General features: G+C 69.9%; 17 protein-coding genes. All 17 read right to left on the minus strand.

The window, feature by feature from the left end:
• Positions 1-51: 51 nt before the first annotated feature.
• On the minus strand, positions 52-501 hold the full coding sequence (locus ABZY12_RS23030) for a hypothetical protein (RefSeq protein WP_356893212.1): 450 nt from the start codon (positions 499-501) through the stop codon (positions 52-54).
• A 113-nt stretch (positions 502-614) separates the two neighbouring features.
• Positions 615-959 (minus strand): hypothetical protein, encoded by a 345-nt coding sequence (locus ABZY12_RS23035; RefSeq protein ID WP_356893214.1) that lies wholly within the window; start codon positions 957-959, stop codon positions 615-617.
• 170 nt (positions 960-1129) lie between these two features.
• Positions 1130-1360, minus strand: a complete 231-nt coding sequence (locus ABZY12_RS23040; protein WP_356893216.1) for a hypothetical protein — start codon at positions 1358-1360, stop codon at positions 1130-1132.
• Positions 1361-1493: 133 nt separating this feature from the next.
• Positions 1494-2030 carry a hypothetical protein gene (locus tag ABZY12_RS23045; RefSeq protein WP_356893218.1) on the minus strand — a complete coding sequence of 179 codons (537 nt, stop codon included), beginning with the start codon at positions 2028-2030 and terminating at the stop codon, positions 1494-1496.
• Positions 2031-2248: 218 nt separating this feature from the next.
• Positions 2249-2587, minus strand: a complete 339-nt coding sequence (locus ABZY12_RS23050; RefSeq protein ID WP_356893220.1) for a hypothetical protein — start codon at positions 2585-2587, stop codon at positions 2249-2251.
• A gap of 444 nt (positions 2588-3031) precedes the next feature.
• A complete protein-coding gene (locus ABZY12_RS23055) occupies positions 3032-4357 on the minus strand; it encodes a ParB N-terminal domain-containing protein (protein ID WP_356893222.1) in 1326 nt (441 codons plus the stop codon).
• On the minus strand, positions 4357-4992 hold the full coding sequence (locus tag ABZY12_RS23060; protein WP_356893224.1) for a ParA family protein: 636 nt from the start codon (positions 4990-4992) through the stop codon (positions 4357-4359). The genes ABZY12_RS23055 and ABZY12_RS23060 overlap by 1 nt, the downstream gene beginning before the upstream one ends.
• Positions 4993-5179: 187 nt before the next feature.
• Positions 5180-5380 carry a hypothetical protein gene (locus ABZY12_RS23065; RefSeq protein WP_356893226.1) on the minus strand — a complete coding sequence of 67 codons (201 nt, stop codon included), beginning with the start codon at positions 5378-5380 and terminating at the stop codon, positions 5180-5182.
• A 213-nt stretch (positions 5381-5593) separates the two neighbouring features.
• A complete protein-coding gene (locus ABZY12_RS23070; RefSeq protein ID WP_356893228.1) occupies positions 5594-6400 on the minus strand; it encodes a DciA family protein in 807 nt (268 codons plus the stop codon).
• Entirely contained in the window at positions 6393-7805 is a 1413-nt protein-coding gene (locus ABZY12_RS23075; RefSeq protein WP_356893230.1) for a helix-turn-helix domain-containing protein, read from the minus strand. Before ABZY12_RS23075 ends, ABZY12_RS23070 begins: the two co-directional genes overlap by 8 nt.
• Positions 7806-8062: 257 nt before the next feature.
• Positions 8063-8911 (minus strand): DNA adenine methylase, encoded by an 849-nt coding sequence (locus ABZY12_RS23080; protein WP_356893232.1) that lies wholly within the window; start codon positions 8909-8911, stop codon positions 8063-8065.
• A 409-nt stretch (positions 8912-9320) separates the two neighbouring features.
• Positions 9321-9746, minus strand: a complete 426-nt coding sequence (locus ABZY12_RS23085) for a hypothetical protein (RefSeq protein WP_356893234.1) — start codon at positions 9744-9746, stop codon at positions 9321-9323.
• Complete coding sequence (locus tag ABZY12_RS23090; RefSeq protein ID WP_356893236.1) at positions 9743-10123, minus strand: hypothetical protein; 381 nt, start codon at positions 10121-10123, stop codon at positions 9743-9745. The genes ABZY12_RS23085 and ABZY12_RS23090 overlap by 4 nt, the downstream gene beginning before the upstream one ends.
• On the minus strand, positions 10120-10938 hold the full coding sequence (locus ABZY12_RS23095) for a WhiB family transcriptional regulator (protein WP_356893238.1): 819 nt from the start codon (positions 10936-10938) through the stop codon (positions 10120-10122). Before ABZY12_RS23095 ends, ABZY12_RS23090 begins: the two co-directional genes overlap by 4 nt.
• Positions 10935-11207, minus strand: a complete 273-nt coding sequence (locus tag ABZY12_RS23100) for a hypothetical protein (protein WP_356893240.1) — start codon at positions 11205-11207, stop codon at positions 10935-10937. The genes ABZY12_RS23095 and ABZY12_RS23100 overlap by 4 nt, the downstream gene beginning before the upstream one ends.
• 62 nt (positions 11208-11269) lie before the next feature.
• A complete protein-coding gene (locus tag ABZY12_RS23105) occupies positions 11270-13024 on the minus strand; it encodes a DNA cytosine methyltransferase (protein WP_356893242.1) in 1755 nt (584 codons plus the stop codon).
• The coding region (locus ABZY12_RS23110; RefSeq protein WP_356893244.1) for a hypothetical protein at positions 13024-13340 on the minus strand (317 nt) is incomplete at its 5' end. The genes ABZY12_RS23105 and ABZY12_RS23110, both read right to left, overlap by 1 nt.

Here is a 13340-nt window from a genome sequence, read left to right on the forward strand (position 1 = left end):
CGTTCTGGGTGGGGCGGGGCCTGGTCGGGGCCCCGCCCGGGGAAGGGGTGGTCAGGCGGCGGCGCGGGTGTGCTGCTGCGGGATGGCGCCGGGGGTGTCGGTGGAGTCGGCGGCCTTCGCGGCGCGCTCCAGGAGGCCGATGACGTCGGCGGTGTTGGGGCGGCGGCCGAGGATCGGGTCGGTGTCGGCGAGCCATCCGACGAGGTGCTCGATGACGTCGTCGGCTCCGCTCTCCGGGTCGTACGGGGCCTCGGTCGGCAGAACCCGGGAGATCCAGCGGAGGGCGGCCATGACGGGCTCGTTGGTGCTGACGAGCAAGACCGCGTGGTCGGCGTCGTCGAGGAAGGCGTTGGGGGTCTTACCGGTGACGGCACGGAAGATGGCGCCGGCAATGTCGAGGCGGCCCTGGGTGTCGGCGAAGTTGGTGTGGTCCGGGTCGGTGAGGCCGTAGTAGTTCACGATCTGCTGGGTGGTGCGGAGGATGAGGCCGGTCTCGGACATGGCGGTCTCCCGGTCTGGCAGGCGGGTGAGGGAAGGTTGGTCACCCGGCCCCGGGAGCTACTGCCGCGCCCTGGGGGCGGGGTGCTCGACGCGGGGCCGGGGGCCTGGGGGTGCTACTGCTCGGGGTCGACGGGGTGTTCGTCGACGCATGTCGGGCACTGGAGGCGCGGCAGGTTGTAGGCGGTGGGCTCGACTTCGATGAGGCCGGGGGCGTCGGTGTCGAAGATGGAGCCGCAGGCCCAGCAGTGGGGGCACGCGCAGCGGACGATGGCGCCGGAGGCCGGGAGGGGCATTCCGGCTGCGTAGGCGGCGGACGCCATGAGGGAGTTGAACTCGGTGGCGTCGATGGTGTTGTCCGCGATCTGCATGACGCGGTCGAATTCGGCGCGCATGAGGGGGGTGAGCTGGTGGTAGTCGGCGGTGTGGTTCTGAGTGCGGGCAGGCGTCATCACGCTCATGGCGGCGCTCCTGAACTGGGTTACTCCGTCCGGGGCTTGAGCCCTGGTCGTTGTCGGCTCCGCCAGACTACCCCCAACATATGGCAGGCGCAATATGTTGAGGGTAGGTTCATGAAGATGCCCCGCCCCCAGTGACTTCGGGGACGGGGCATGGTGAATGGGGGCGGTGGTCAGCCTGAGCGGCCGGCGACCCAGTCGGCGTGGGCCATGAGGAGGTCCGAGAAGGACACCAGGTCCTTCTTCCCGTCACGCTCGACGGGCAGGTCTTCCTCCTCCACCCAGCGGCGCACGGTGGTTACGGACACCGAATGACCGGTCTCTGCGAAGAATCTGCTGGCCTCTTCGTAGGAGACGAGGTCACGGGCGACCGTGTACGGGACGACGATGTTCGTGATGGCCACGGCGGGCTCCCGAATGACGGCGACCACAGTTCGCAGCTGACGGCGGCCGATATGCGGGTCTGGACCCTAGGGGTCCAGTTGCGGGCGTGCGGTGATGAAGTTGTCGGCACTGCGTAGACACGCGAGGTGCGTGTCAGGTTGCACGGCGAGCCGAAGATTCCTGCCGCGCCACGTGCTGCTGCGCGAGGTAGGCGAGCGTCCAGGAGCGGGAGGCGCCGCGGTCGTCCGTGCAGTAGTGGTTCACGCAGAGCGCCTTGCCCAGGGCCGCGTTCCAAAACAAGCCCCAGGTGGCGCAGGCGGGGCAGGGGTGGCGCCGGATGGCCTTGTCGTCGCCCATCTGGATGGCGTGCTCGAGTCCCTGGCGGTAGATGACCACTTCACGGTGGAGCTGCTTCTCGGGCTCGAGGTGGGCGGTGTGCTCGCGGTACCAGTCGTAGATGGCGTCGACTTCCGCCGGGCGGGGGCCGGCGTTCGGTGCGGCCGCGCGGGTGTGTTGCTCGACTTCGTCGACGCTGGCCCGCATGTAGTCGAGGATGCCGAGGTTGATCGGGGCGGCCGGCTCGGTGGGGCGGGTGGTGCGCCCGGCGCTGGGGCCGCGGCGGCCGGGCTGGATGAACTCGCTCTGCAGGAGCCGGAGACGGCGTGCGGTGGTCTCGTCGTGGTTGGCCATTTGTCCCCGTCCGCCATGCGGCCCGCAGGCGCGTGGCGTGACGGTTTGGACCGGGGGCGCGCGCCGGGGGCCGGAGTCTGTCACTCCGGGTGATTCCGGACGCCCCATCGTGGCATAGAAGTGGCCAGAGTTGAACGCGCTGTGCGTGTTGATCAACTGTGGGCGACGGTTGTTGCCGTGGGTTCTCCCGATTCACCCCGCAATGTCGGCTGGCATATTCACACGTGCTGGGGTGTCCCCCGCATTCCGTCGAGCATGCCGCGCAGGACCGCGTGCGCAGGCTCTTCCACGACTCGGTTGGCGAGTGCTCCGTCGAGCATCATCGCGACGGCGTCCAGGGTGTTGGTGAACGCTTCCGCGGTCTCCTCGTTCGACAGGGTTTGCCCGCGGCTGAGGAAGTGGGCCTCGAGGGTTTCCGCGAGCTGGACGTGGGGGTCGTTGGCATCGCGCACGGGCGCGGTGGGTGCGGTGTTCCTGGCACGACGGTGGGCCAGGTGGTGGATGACAGCTCCACGCCGGCCGGGTCCGGGCGTGGGGTATGCCGATGCTGAGGGCATGGGGCGTCTCCGCTCCTTCGGCAGGCGGGAAGGGTCCCTGGGCTCCGCTCCCCTTCGCCGGCGCCCAGGTCCGGGCAGGCTGCCGTCCAACCCGGGGGTAGTAACTGTGACGCATATCCGACCACGATGGGAGGGCGGGGCGGTATTGCGTCTCAACAACCACACGGTGCGCACATCCCGGCCGTTCAACGATGCGCTGCTGGGTCGGCCGGGCATGAGACAGCCCCCGCACGCGTGGGGACGAAGTTTTGCCGACAACGACACCAGCCCGGGCGGGGGCTTCGAGACCTCACGGGCAAGCCCGTCAGATGACGGTGATTGTAGTGACTCACCTCGCCAGACCGGTAGCCCCGGTCCCCCCGAACGTGACCGGCTGCCCTGAACGCAGAAAGGCGGCCCTGTGCCCCACCACATGGGTGGGACGCAGGGCCGCGTCGTCGTGCGTTACTCGTTCTCGGTCAGCAGCGCGGAGACCTGCTGCAGGATTCCCGCGAGGGCCGCCCGGTGCTCCGGGCTCAGGTCCGCCTTCATGTCGGCCGCGACCTGCTCCACGCCCTGGCTCAGCTGGAAGTACCGCTGGATGAAGGCGCCGCGCTGTGGAGGGCTGAGCTTCGTGAACACGACGTCCATGACAGCCGCACCGTTCACCCACGGCAGGGCCACCATCTCCGTGGTGGTCCGTACAGCGATGTCCGTGCCGACCGCGGCGCCTTGCCCGTTCTGGCTGTCCGGGCCGGGCCCGTTGCTCACCGCCAGAGCGGTGCCTGCTGGCGCGGCCGCGTCGCCACCCTGCCCATGCCCGCCTCGCGGGTCGGGGACGGTGACGGGCTTCTTCGGGACGAGCGTGTTCCCCGGGGCCTTCGGCTTCGCCTCGTTGGTGTCTCCGTCGGGCCCCTGGGTGAGGACCGGCCCACGGGGGCTGGGGCCTGCTTCTCCGCCGCCGGCGGGGGCTGGCTTGTGGTTTACCGCGGTAAAGACCTGGTCGGCTGCCGGTGTCGAAACGCCGCCGTCACCGACGTTGGGTGCACCGGTCTCGCTGGCCGAGGTCGGCGCAGCGGGAGCGGGTGTCCGCTTCCGCTGCGGGGGGCGCTGCTTGGCCGCCGTGCGGGCCTCTTGCTCTTCCCGCCATGCGGCGGCCTGTTCGGCGGCCGGCTTGGACGCGATCCCGCGCGCGAACCGCACCGGCATCTCGCCGAGGCTGACCAGCCTTTGAAGTTCCGGAGTCAGCTTAAGGAGGCTCCGCTGCTGTGACACCCATCCGGCAGTCTTCTTGTAGTGCTGCGCGACCTGTTCCGCTCCTCCGAGCTCGGCCACCATCGTCTCGATACCGAGGGCCCGTTCGATCGGGTCGAGGTCCTCGCGGTCGTTGTTCTCCGATAGGACTGCGTCGAGGAATGTGGCCCTGGAGTCGGCGACGTCTTCCTTGAGGATGACCTCGAGCGTCGGGCGGCCGACGAGGATGGATGCCCGCAGGCGCCGCTCTCCGTTGGCGATGACGTATGTGGCTTCTCCGACCTCGTCTGCTTCGTCGGGCCACAGCTTCAGGTACGCGGCCTTGGACACGGCCACGGCTGGCTGCAGCTGCTGCCGGGTGAGGATCTCGCCGAAGGCTCGCAGTTCGTCGTCTGTGCCGAAGTTGCGGCGCGGGTTGAAGCGGGTGGCGACAAGTCGGTGTGTCGGGAGGGAGAGCAGTAGAGGGTCGCTTTTGCCGGGGACTTCATCGACCTTGGCGCCGGCCAGAGAGGCCAGGCTTGTCCGGCGGCCTGCCATCAGCGGCCTCCGAATCCGAACTCGAGCGCCAGGCGGTAGAAGTCCTCGCGGGCTTCGAAGGACGCGCGGTTCTTCTGGTACTGGGTGACGACCTTGCCCTCGACGGAGGCTCGGGTGTGAACCTTGTACCGGCGGATCACGGTCTTGGCGCGCGGCCAGCCCTGAGCTTCGATGTAGGCGATCGTCTCGTTGAGGTCCGCCGCCCCGTCACGGGGGTCCCAGTTGTTAATGACGACGGTGTAGGGCAGGCCTGAGGGCTCTATGACCTTCGAGATGGTGCGCGCTGTCGGGTCGAACGCGAGGCCTTCAGGGGGCATCGGGACGATGACGTCGTGGGCGTACTTGAGTGCTTCGAGGAGGAGGTTCTCGTCCTGGAGGCTGCCGGGGGTGTCGATGAAGACGTGGAGGAGTTCGGCGGACTCCTGGAGCACGTCGGCGACGACGGCGGCGATGTTCAGCGTCGTGGTGGTCTTCCCGACGCCGCCCTTCTGGTTGGCGATGACGTGGACGCGTGCGCCCGTGTCCTTGAGGATCGCCAGGTTCTCCGGAGTCTCGTGCTCCTGGGAGAAGTCGAAGGGAAGGTCGGTGATCCTGTTGGCCCACCAGACGGTTGACGCCTGGGGGTCGATAGACACGACGTGTACGGATGATGGCATTGCGATGCTCCGTGTGATTCCCGTGGGTTCCGGTACTTCGGGCAGGGGGCATCATCGCAGACTGTTCGGGCGTTGCTTCGGGAGACACCGGCATTTGCCTCTGGATAGGGGCGTTCGATACGAAGCGGGCACGGTTTACCGCGGTAAAGAAGTCAGCCGCCTGCCCTCAGGCAGCCTGCTGCCGCACGTGCTGGTCGAGCATCTTCCGTTCGACGGCGGCCTGGTACGCGGCCCGTGCCTCGCTGTCTTCGAGGTGGTCGTGCGCGAGGTACCAGTCGAGAGTGGCGCCCCAGCATTCCGAGGTCATGGGGTGGATGTCGGCGTGGAGGAGGCAGACGGTGGGCGTGGCGGCAATCGCGGTCGTCATGGGGGGCTCCGTTCAGGCGGCAGGGGCTTGGTAGTCGTAGCGGGCGCGGGTTTCCATGCAGTGTTCGGTGATGAGGGCGGCCGCGGCTTCGGCCCACCGATGCACGCCGGGCTCCTGCAGCGGAGAGGGTCGGATGCTTCTACGCTGCCGCAGATCCGGCGGGTCGGTCCCCCTGGTGCTTTACCGCGGTAAAGCACCAGGGCCGGCCAGTGCTCAGGCCGCGCCGAAGACCTGCCGTGGGCCCGTCGCGTCGCCGGTCGTACGGCTGGTGCGGGTGTAGCGGCGGGCGGCTTGGACGCTGGCGGCGAGGCTGTCGACGGGCTGGCCCTGCGTCAGCCGTTCCCGCTCGGCGAGGTACTCGGTGTGCTCCTCGTCCGGGAGCCGGTGTGCGAGGAGCGCGGCGTCCTGGCGGGCCCGGGCGGCTGCGACGAGAGGGACGAGCGGGCTGTCGTCGGGCGTGCGCCGGTGTTCCTGGTGGATGGCGAGGACGCGTCGGTATCCGGCTGAGGCGGTTTCCCGGGTGCGAGGCGGTGCGGGCGGTGTCACGGGCGCGGTGTCGTCCGGGGCCCCGCCTGCTGTGGCCGTGACGTGCCCGACGGGCAGGATGCGGATGCTGCGGACGGTGTCGGTGCCGAGTTTCTCGTTGATCTGGCGGCAGAGCTGGCCGCCGAGGAGCCGGAGCTGCGCGGCATAGGCGTCAGATCCGGGCCGGAGGTCGAGCCGGCCACGGGCAGCGTCGAAGGCGACGGCCTGGACGCGGCCTTCGTACTGCGGGCACAGCTCGGTCCACCGGTCGAGGATGCTGCCGCCTTGGACACCTGTGGCCCAGCCCTGTTCAGCGCCGAGGTTGGCGAGGAGGGCGCCGAAGCCGACCGGGTCGCGTCCGTCGCTCTGGTGTCGGCGCGTACGGCGGCGGACGGGCTGGGCGTGCCCTGTGCTGGGGCGGCGGCCGGTCTTGTAGGCGGCGAGGGCCTGGCGGGCAAGGTCGGCGCCGGAGGCCTTCGGCTGGGGGTCAGACATGGGCGAGGTCCTTCCGGGTGCGCAGGGCACGGTCGACGAGGCGGTTGGTGTAGAGGCGGCGCGCGTCGTTCTCGCTCATGCCGGTCTCGATCGCCGTGGTGATCAGGGCGGGGTCGGCCTCGGCGGCGGCCCGCATGTCGATGACGACGTCGCGCGGGAGGTCCTCGAGGGCGAGGCAGGTGTCGGCGTCGATGACGGTCGTCTCCAGGCCCCGCAGGACTGTGGCCTCCACGGCGGCGACCGCGTCCTTGAGCAGGCGCTGGACGGCGCGGGAGGCGGGCCCGTCCTGGTCGACCTGCCACTCGGTGTGGCGCCGGGCGGTGGCCGTCTGGCAGTCACGCCACGCCTCAACGGCCGTGGTGCGCTTCGCGTTCGTGTCCCACAGCAGGTGCGCGCCCTTGAGCCGGTGGGCCAGCAGGGCGGAGGGGCGGCGGACATTCGGGTCTGCGGCGAGAGCCAGGAACGCGCGGACCTCGTCGACGGTCCAGCCGGCGTCCGCGACGTGCCGAATGACCCAGGCGATGCGGGGGAGAGCGGCGTTGGCGAGCCAGGGCACGGTGGCGATGAGCTCGCGGGCGAGCTGGTAGCGGCGGCCGACCGTGTTGAGCTTCCGGGCCTTCGGCTTCTGCTGCTTGGGGGTGGGGGACGACTTCTCCCCGCTGGCGAGCTTGCTCTCAGAGGGAAGAGTGAGATCACCCGCAGTAGAGACAGTTGAGGTACCGACCTGCATTGGGGTGCAATCCGACCCCACGGTCTTCGGCTTCCTCGAAGGCTTCCGGCGCACCTTCCGGGCGGCCTTCTTCGCCAGCTTCCCGATCAGCTTCCGGCCCTGCTCGGCGATCCCGACCGGCACCCGCTGGTACGCCGGCGCCGTCTCGTCGCGCAGGACGGTACGGATGCCCAGAGCCTCGTCGAACTCGACGGGGATCACGCGCTCGAAGACGGACGCCAGACGAACCCGGCCGGTCACGCGGGTGCCCTTGGAGCGGTACACCAGCAGCCCGGCCTCCCGGAGCATGTCCAGGTGGTACTGCACGGTGCGCTCCGACAGGCCGAGCTTCCGCGCGAGGTAGGCCACGCTCGGCCGGCACTCGCTCAGCGCTGACATCTCCTGGGCGATGACGACGGTTGTCGGTCCCCACTTCGGGCCGTGGTTGCGCGACGGCTCGTAGAGCCCGGAGCCGCCGACCCAGTGCACGGCCTGCATCCACGAGTAGGCGTCCGTGGCGATCCGGCCGGTCGTCGTGCCGATCCACTGGAGGTTCGCGGGGACCTGGAGCGCGGCCTGGGAAGGGGCCTGAGTGCCGGTTCGCTGGCACGGGATGTCACCCGAGGAGACGGAAATAGGGGACGAAACGCCCGTGCGGGCGTGCGGAAGCTGACAAGACGCGTGCGCGTACTGCACTATGTACCCGTTCCTGTTCTCGTGAGAGGGCATGAAAAGTCCCCGCTCTGGTGGGTGCTGGTTCTGGGGAGAACCTGAAAGATCGCTCGAACACTCGGGCCCGGTCGCCAAACCGGATCTGAAGTTCGGGCCTTAGCTCGGATCGCCAAATCCGAGCCGTAGGAAGTGGCCGCGCACGGTGCGCCAACACCAGCGGCCGGCGGTAGAGGATGAGCCCCCGCCAAGGGGCCCAGGACCTCCCGCCCGGAGGAGCTAGGTCACGAGACCTCCTCGAACAGAGCGACTTGTCGGCTCAGTGGCCGGTTGGACCAGATCACCTCGACACCCCGCGGTACGTCAGTACGCCCCCGGTGGTTTGTCGCCGCGCGGTGCACGGCGACTTCGAGGCGGTCCCATCCCCGGTACAAATCGTCGTAGAGCGGGGACGGGTAGCCGGAAAGCAGGACGGTTCCTTTCACTGCCTGCAAGGTGGCAGCCAGCTGACGGTGGAACTCCTCACCGTCCGCTTCGTGCGCGTAGTCGCGGCCGCACTGGCGTGTGCCGGACAAGTAGGGAGGGTCCAGGTAGAAGACCGTGTCAGCCGCGTCGTGCACGCTGATCAACTCGAGTGCATCCCGGTTGTCGACAACTACCGTGCGCAGTCGCTCAGCGAGCAGGTAGAGCCGCTCGACCAGGTTGGTGGTCGCTGTGGCATCGGTGTGGCGTGCCCTTATGCCGTTCGACCACCCGGCCCGGCCGCCTGCCCCAGCGGCGTTGTGGCCCTGGGTCGTTCGCACGAAGAACCGGCGGGCGCGCTCGAGGTCCGTGATGTCGGGCTCGTCGAGCTCGGCGGCCGCGAACTCCTCTCGGGAGTACGGCGTAAACCGCAGGGCTCGAGTCAGCGCTGCTTCCTCGTCGCGCAGCATGCGGAAGAACGTCGTCACGTTGCGGTCCAGGTCGTTGATGACCTCCACCGGAGAACCCGGCTTGGCGAACAGCACCGCGGCGGAGCCGGCGAACGGCTCAACGTAGATGCGGTGCTGCGGCATAAGATCGACGATCTGTCCGGCCAGGCGGCCTTTCGCTCCGTAGTACGGGAACGGCGGCCGCAGCCCGGCGCGGGTCACCGCGGTGTCGGGATAGACGTGGCGGAGATCGCGTTCGACGCCGGTGTGATCTTCACGGCGGAACGCTGGGTCCCTCTGTATGTGCGCCCGGGTGTCCGGGTACTCTTCGGCATAGCGGCCACGCTTTCACTTGTCTCGTAAACGGTGTGTGTGGTCCGGCCCCGCTCCTCGGTGTTCGCGCACCGGGGGTTGCAGCGGGGCTTTTCCGTTGTCTGTCGCGCCGTTCGGGACCGTCTCGGTTCTGAGTGGTCGTCTGGCGCCAGGCGCAGCCTATCGGTTGAGCTCGCCACTTGCCCAGCTCCCTTCTGAACGTGTCGGATCAATCGGCTTGTCGTGAGATATCCAGGTCATAGGACGGTCGTTCGAGCCGTGAGCCGTGTCCTATAAAAGTTCACCAAAAATAAGGGGATCAAGCAGCCCTGGGCGCCTGGTGCACAGAAGGACAGGGCAGCGAAAAGGAAGTAGGGGATTGCCGGTCGAGGCCGATGACTTCGGCCTCGGGCTCCGGATCTTCGGATGTTGCGGCGCGGCGGCCGGCGCGGGCGGCGGTCGCGGCTGGTCTGCAGATGTCGCATCGGCAGGCGTGGTTGGTGTAGCCGGACTCGCCGTGCGTGAAGGATTCGGCGCGGCGTTTCTTCCCGAGGGTTTTGGCGTGGGCGAGGGCGGCGGCGAAAGCGGGGTCGGTGCGGGCGTAGCGGGAGGGGATGTTGGCGTGGAGGCCGACGTGGCGGGCGGCGTCACCGAGGTACATGCCGTCGGCGACGGCTTCGAGGAAACGGTCGCGGACGTCTTCGGTGAAGGTCTGGGGGCGGCCGCGGCCGCGTCGGGCGCTCACGCGTGGCCTCGGGGGGTGTCGGTGTCGGCGGGGTGGGGGTCGAGGGTGCGGGCGCTGCGGTCGGCCAACTGCCCCATGGCGGTGTAGCCGGCGTCGTCGAGTGCGGCGCGCAGGCGGCGGAGAGCGGTAGGGGTCCAGCGCGGGTTGGAGACCAGCGTGCCGAGGCGGAAGCCGACCGGGAGGGCGGTATTCCAGACGCGTTCAACGACCTGCGGGTCGAGGTCGGGGAACAGCAGGGCGGGGAGCTTCTCGGGTTGTCCCGCGACGTCGAGCATGGCGGCGGCGATCAAGCCGGCGAGGTACTCGCCGCTGGTCGTGCAGCGTTCGGCGAGGACCTGGTCGGCCGCAGCGGCCGGGACGGGCGTGGGGGTGGTCATGCTGCGGCCTCCAGGGTGCGGTGCGGCAGGGAGAGAGGGAGCGGGAGGGGGACGGTCAGCGCGGGGACGAGACGCAGCCGAGGCCGGGCGGGAGCCGGGATCCGTACGCGGCGGACGGTGGGGACGGGCCGGTAGCGGGGCAGGCCGGGGATCGTGAGCTGCACCGGCGGGGCGGGCGGTCGGCGGCGGGTGGCGGGGCCGTCGCTGCACGGCGCGGCCGGCACCGGGACGGGCCCGTCGGGCACGATCACCACGCCGTCGGGCAGGAGCCCGTGAGCGAGCGCGGTGTCGAGGAGCTCGCGGCGGGTCGCGCGGGCCTTGTCGAGGCCGAGGATGGTGACGAGGAAGCTGCGCTGCCAGTTCGCCGTGCGCACGTCCATCCCGGCGGCCGTGGCGACGTCCTCGGGGCGGGTGTGCTGCGCGAGCGCGGCCAGGACGCGCTGCTTCTGCGCGGACCGGGCCCGTACGAGGTTCCCCTGGTGGCGGCGGGCGATCCGCGCGCGGTGCCGCTCCAGCGCGATCTGCCCGCCCCAGATCCCCTCCGGCTCGGCCAGGGCGCCGTCGGGCAGCTCGCTGTTGGCGTACGTACGGCACGCCGCGGCCACGGGGCAGCGGCCGCACACGGCGATGGCGGCGCTCTGCCGGGCGATGCGGTCGCGCTGCTCCTCGCCGTCGGGGCCGCTGGACCAGGCGTCCACCGACAGGTCGGGGTCGCCGGCTGCGCGGGCGGGCTGGTCGGGGTCGGGGGCGCAGCCGCGGTAGCGGTAGTGGCGGTGTTCGGTGAGGTCCATGTATGCGCGCTGTGCGGTGGTCACTGCGGGCCCCCTTCCTGCGGGTTGGTGAGAGTGGCGAGGTGGACGTCGACGACCTGGGCGGCCTCGTCGAGGACGGCCCGGGCGTTCTCGTAGGAGGTGAGCTGGGCGCGGAAGGCGGTGATGTCGCGCTGCTGGGCGGCGTCGGTGAGGCGCTGGGCCGCGCGGTGGCGGGCGGTGCAGCGCCGGTGGTGGACCGACTCCCAGACGCAGTAGGCGGCGGCCAGGACGGTGACGGCGATGGGGATGAGGTACAGGGAGCGGCCGGCCACGGCGGGGCCTCCAAGGGGTGGGGTGTGGGCCCCGCCGTGGGCGCGGGGTTACAGGAAGCGGGTCATGCGGCGATGCCCATCTGCGGCGCGGGGGCGGCGTAGCGGTCGAGTTCCTCGCCGGTGATCGCTTCTACGAGCGCGCAGACGAGGATCTCGGAGGCGTTCGGCGTGACGGCGTTGCCGTACTGCTTCACGCGCTCCCGCTTGGAGCCGAGGACGATGTAGTCGTCGGCGAAGGACATGGCGCGGCCGATCTCGTGCGGCTCCAGCATCCGGAACAGGACGTCGTCGAGATTGATGTCGCCCTTCACGAGCGCGTACCGGTCCCGGGTCGACAGGGCGCCCATCGGCTCGTTTACCGTGCGGGCCACACCGGTGCCGTAGTACGGCACGAGCATGTGCTCCCAGGTGACCAACGACTGGTGGCCGGCCGTGGTGAGCGTGCGCATCGGCTCGGCGACGGAGGTGCAATGCTCACGCCCGTCGCCCCGGCTGCCGTTGTTCCGCATCACCATCGCGGGCAGGGCGGGGGTGACGAGACCGTGGTGATTTCCGGAGGCTGTGACGGTAGCGAGGGCGTCGGTGACTGGGCGGGCCACCGATCCGCCGCCGCGGAGTTCGGCGATGAACGGCAGCCACGCCAGGCCGGTCTCGTTCCGCGCCGTCTGCGTCCGCAGCGGCGCGTGCGCGGAGGCCGCGTCCTTCCCGTCCCGGCCCTCGACCGGCACCAGGAGCGGCGGTACGGCCAGCCCCTTGGTGATGGACGCTGTCTGGGTCGTCAGCGGCGCGTCCACGGGCCACGTACGTACGCCGGGACGCCGTTCGAAGGTGTGCCCAGCGGCTTCCAGAGTGATCGGGCGGGAGAACTTCTCCAGTCCGGCCTTGATTCGCGCAAGGGTCTTCTCGGCGAGCGGGCGGGCCCGGTCTCCGATCCTCTGCCCAGGGATGGTCCAGTCGATCGCGGCGAGCGCAGGGAGCGCCTCAGGCTCGACGACCTGATTGCGGCAGGAGGCGTTCGGGCACCGGTACACGTACTGCTGCCGGTAGCGACCCATGTCCCGCGCCGGGTTCTTGAACCGCTGGATCGCCTGCACCATCGTGTCGCACGTCGGGCACCAGGCGCGCGGCCGCAGCCACTTGTCCCAGTCCGGCGTTCGGCCGAGCGAGCGGTGCCAGTACGCCACGTACAGGCGGTCGCGGGACTGCGGGGCGGCGTGCACGGACCGGGGGTTGGCGTGCATCGAGTTCAGCGCGATCAGCCGCGTCTCGTAGCCCATCTTGTGGATCTCGCCGATCCACCGGTCCCACTCAGCCCATTGCCGCACGTCCACGACGTTCTCGACCACGCCGGCCTTCACCAGGCCACCGCGTTCGATCACTCCCCGCAGGTACAGTGGCACCTCCTCCATCAGCGCGCGGGACTCTTCCTCCGAAGTGGGCTCGCGCGGGTCCTCGTCGTCACCTACGTGGTGGAACTTCCCGGCCTCCAGCTCGGCGTACAACTCCAGCAAGTCGCCCTGCATCGCCTTGTCGAAGTCGCGCTGCTTGCCCTTGGCGATCGACCAGTTCGTGCACTCCGGGGACGCCCAGAAGATGTCGGTGACCGGCCACGCCCACACGGGTGCCTCGCGGATGTCACCGCGGTAGTGGGAGGCGTCGGGGAAGTTCGCCTCGTGGGACTGGATCGCGCGCTCCCAGTGGTTCGCGGCGCGCTCGACCCGGACGCCGGGGATGGAGTGCATGCCCTGCGAGGATCCGCCAGCTCCGCAGAACCAGTCCATGACCGTCAGGGCGGTGTCGTCGTTGCGGTAGGCCATCAGGCGGCGCTCCTCTTTGCATCTTCGCCCTGAGAAGGCGAGGGCGGTGTGATGGTCTTCTTCGTGAGGGCGAACTTGATGAGGTCGCCGATCGGGGTGGGCTGTCCGTCGAAGCCGGGCACCAGCGATCCGAGCCGGCCGGACTGCTCCAGGCGCATGCGCAGGGCCCGCAGCTCATCTGGCGTGGTGGCGGGAGACTTCGCCCGGGCGGCAGAGCCCATCAGTTTGATCAGCGCACCGAGGGAGGTGGCCTGGCGGTCCATCCCCAAGACGGCAGCGCCGAGGAGACCGTGGGTCTCTACGTCGGTCAGCAGCG

Origin of the sequence: Streptomyces sp. NPDC006551 (assembly GCF_040611675.1) — a bacterium.
Lineage (GTDB): Bacteria > Actinomycetota > Actinomycetes > Streptomycetales > Streptomycetaceae > Streptomyces.

Bases quoted from the DNA above. Each gene is read 5' to 3' on its own strand.
- ABZY12_RS23045 (WP_356893218.1), bottom strand. From the start codon at position 2,030: ATGGCCAACCACGACGAGACCACCGCACGCCGTCTCCGGCTCCTGCAG.
- ABZY12_RS23070 (WP_356893228.1), bottom strand. From the start codon at position 6,400: ATGTCTGACCCCCAGCCGAAGGCCTCCGGCGCCGACCTTGCCCGCCAG.
- ABZY12_RS23105 (WP_356893242.1), bottom strand. From the start codon at position 13,024: ATGGCCTACCGCAACGACGACACCGCCCTGACGGTCATGGACTGGTTC.
- ABZY12_RS23055 (WP_356893222.1), bottom strand. From the start codon at position 4,357: ATGGCAGGCCGCCGGACAAGCCTGGCCTCTCTGGCCGGCGCCAAGGTC.
- ABZY12_RS23090 (WP_356893236.1), bottom strand. From the start codon at position 10,123: ATGACCACCCCCACGCCCGTCCCGGCCGCTGCGGCCGACCAGGTCCTC.
- ABZY12_RS23065 (WP_356893226.1), bottom strand. From the start codon at position 5,380: ATGACGACCGCGATTGCCGCCACGCCCACCGTCTGCCTCCTCCACGCC.
- ABZY12_RS23035 (WP_356893214.1), bottom strand. From the start codon at position 959: ATGAGCGTGATGACGCCTGCCCGCACTCAGAACCACACCGCCGACTAC.
- ABZY12_RS23050 (WP_356893220.1), bottom strand. From the start codon at position 2,587: ATGCCCTCAGCATCGGCATACCCCACGCCCGGACCCGGCCGGCGTGGA.
- ABZY12_RS23030 (WP_356893212.1), bottom strand. From the start codon at position 501: ATGTCCGAGACCGGCCTCATCCTCCGCACCACCCAGCAGATCGTGAAC.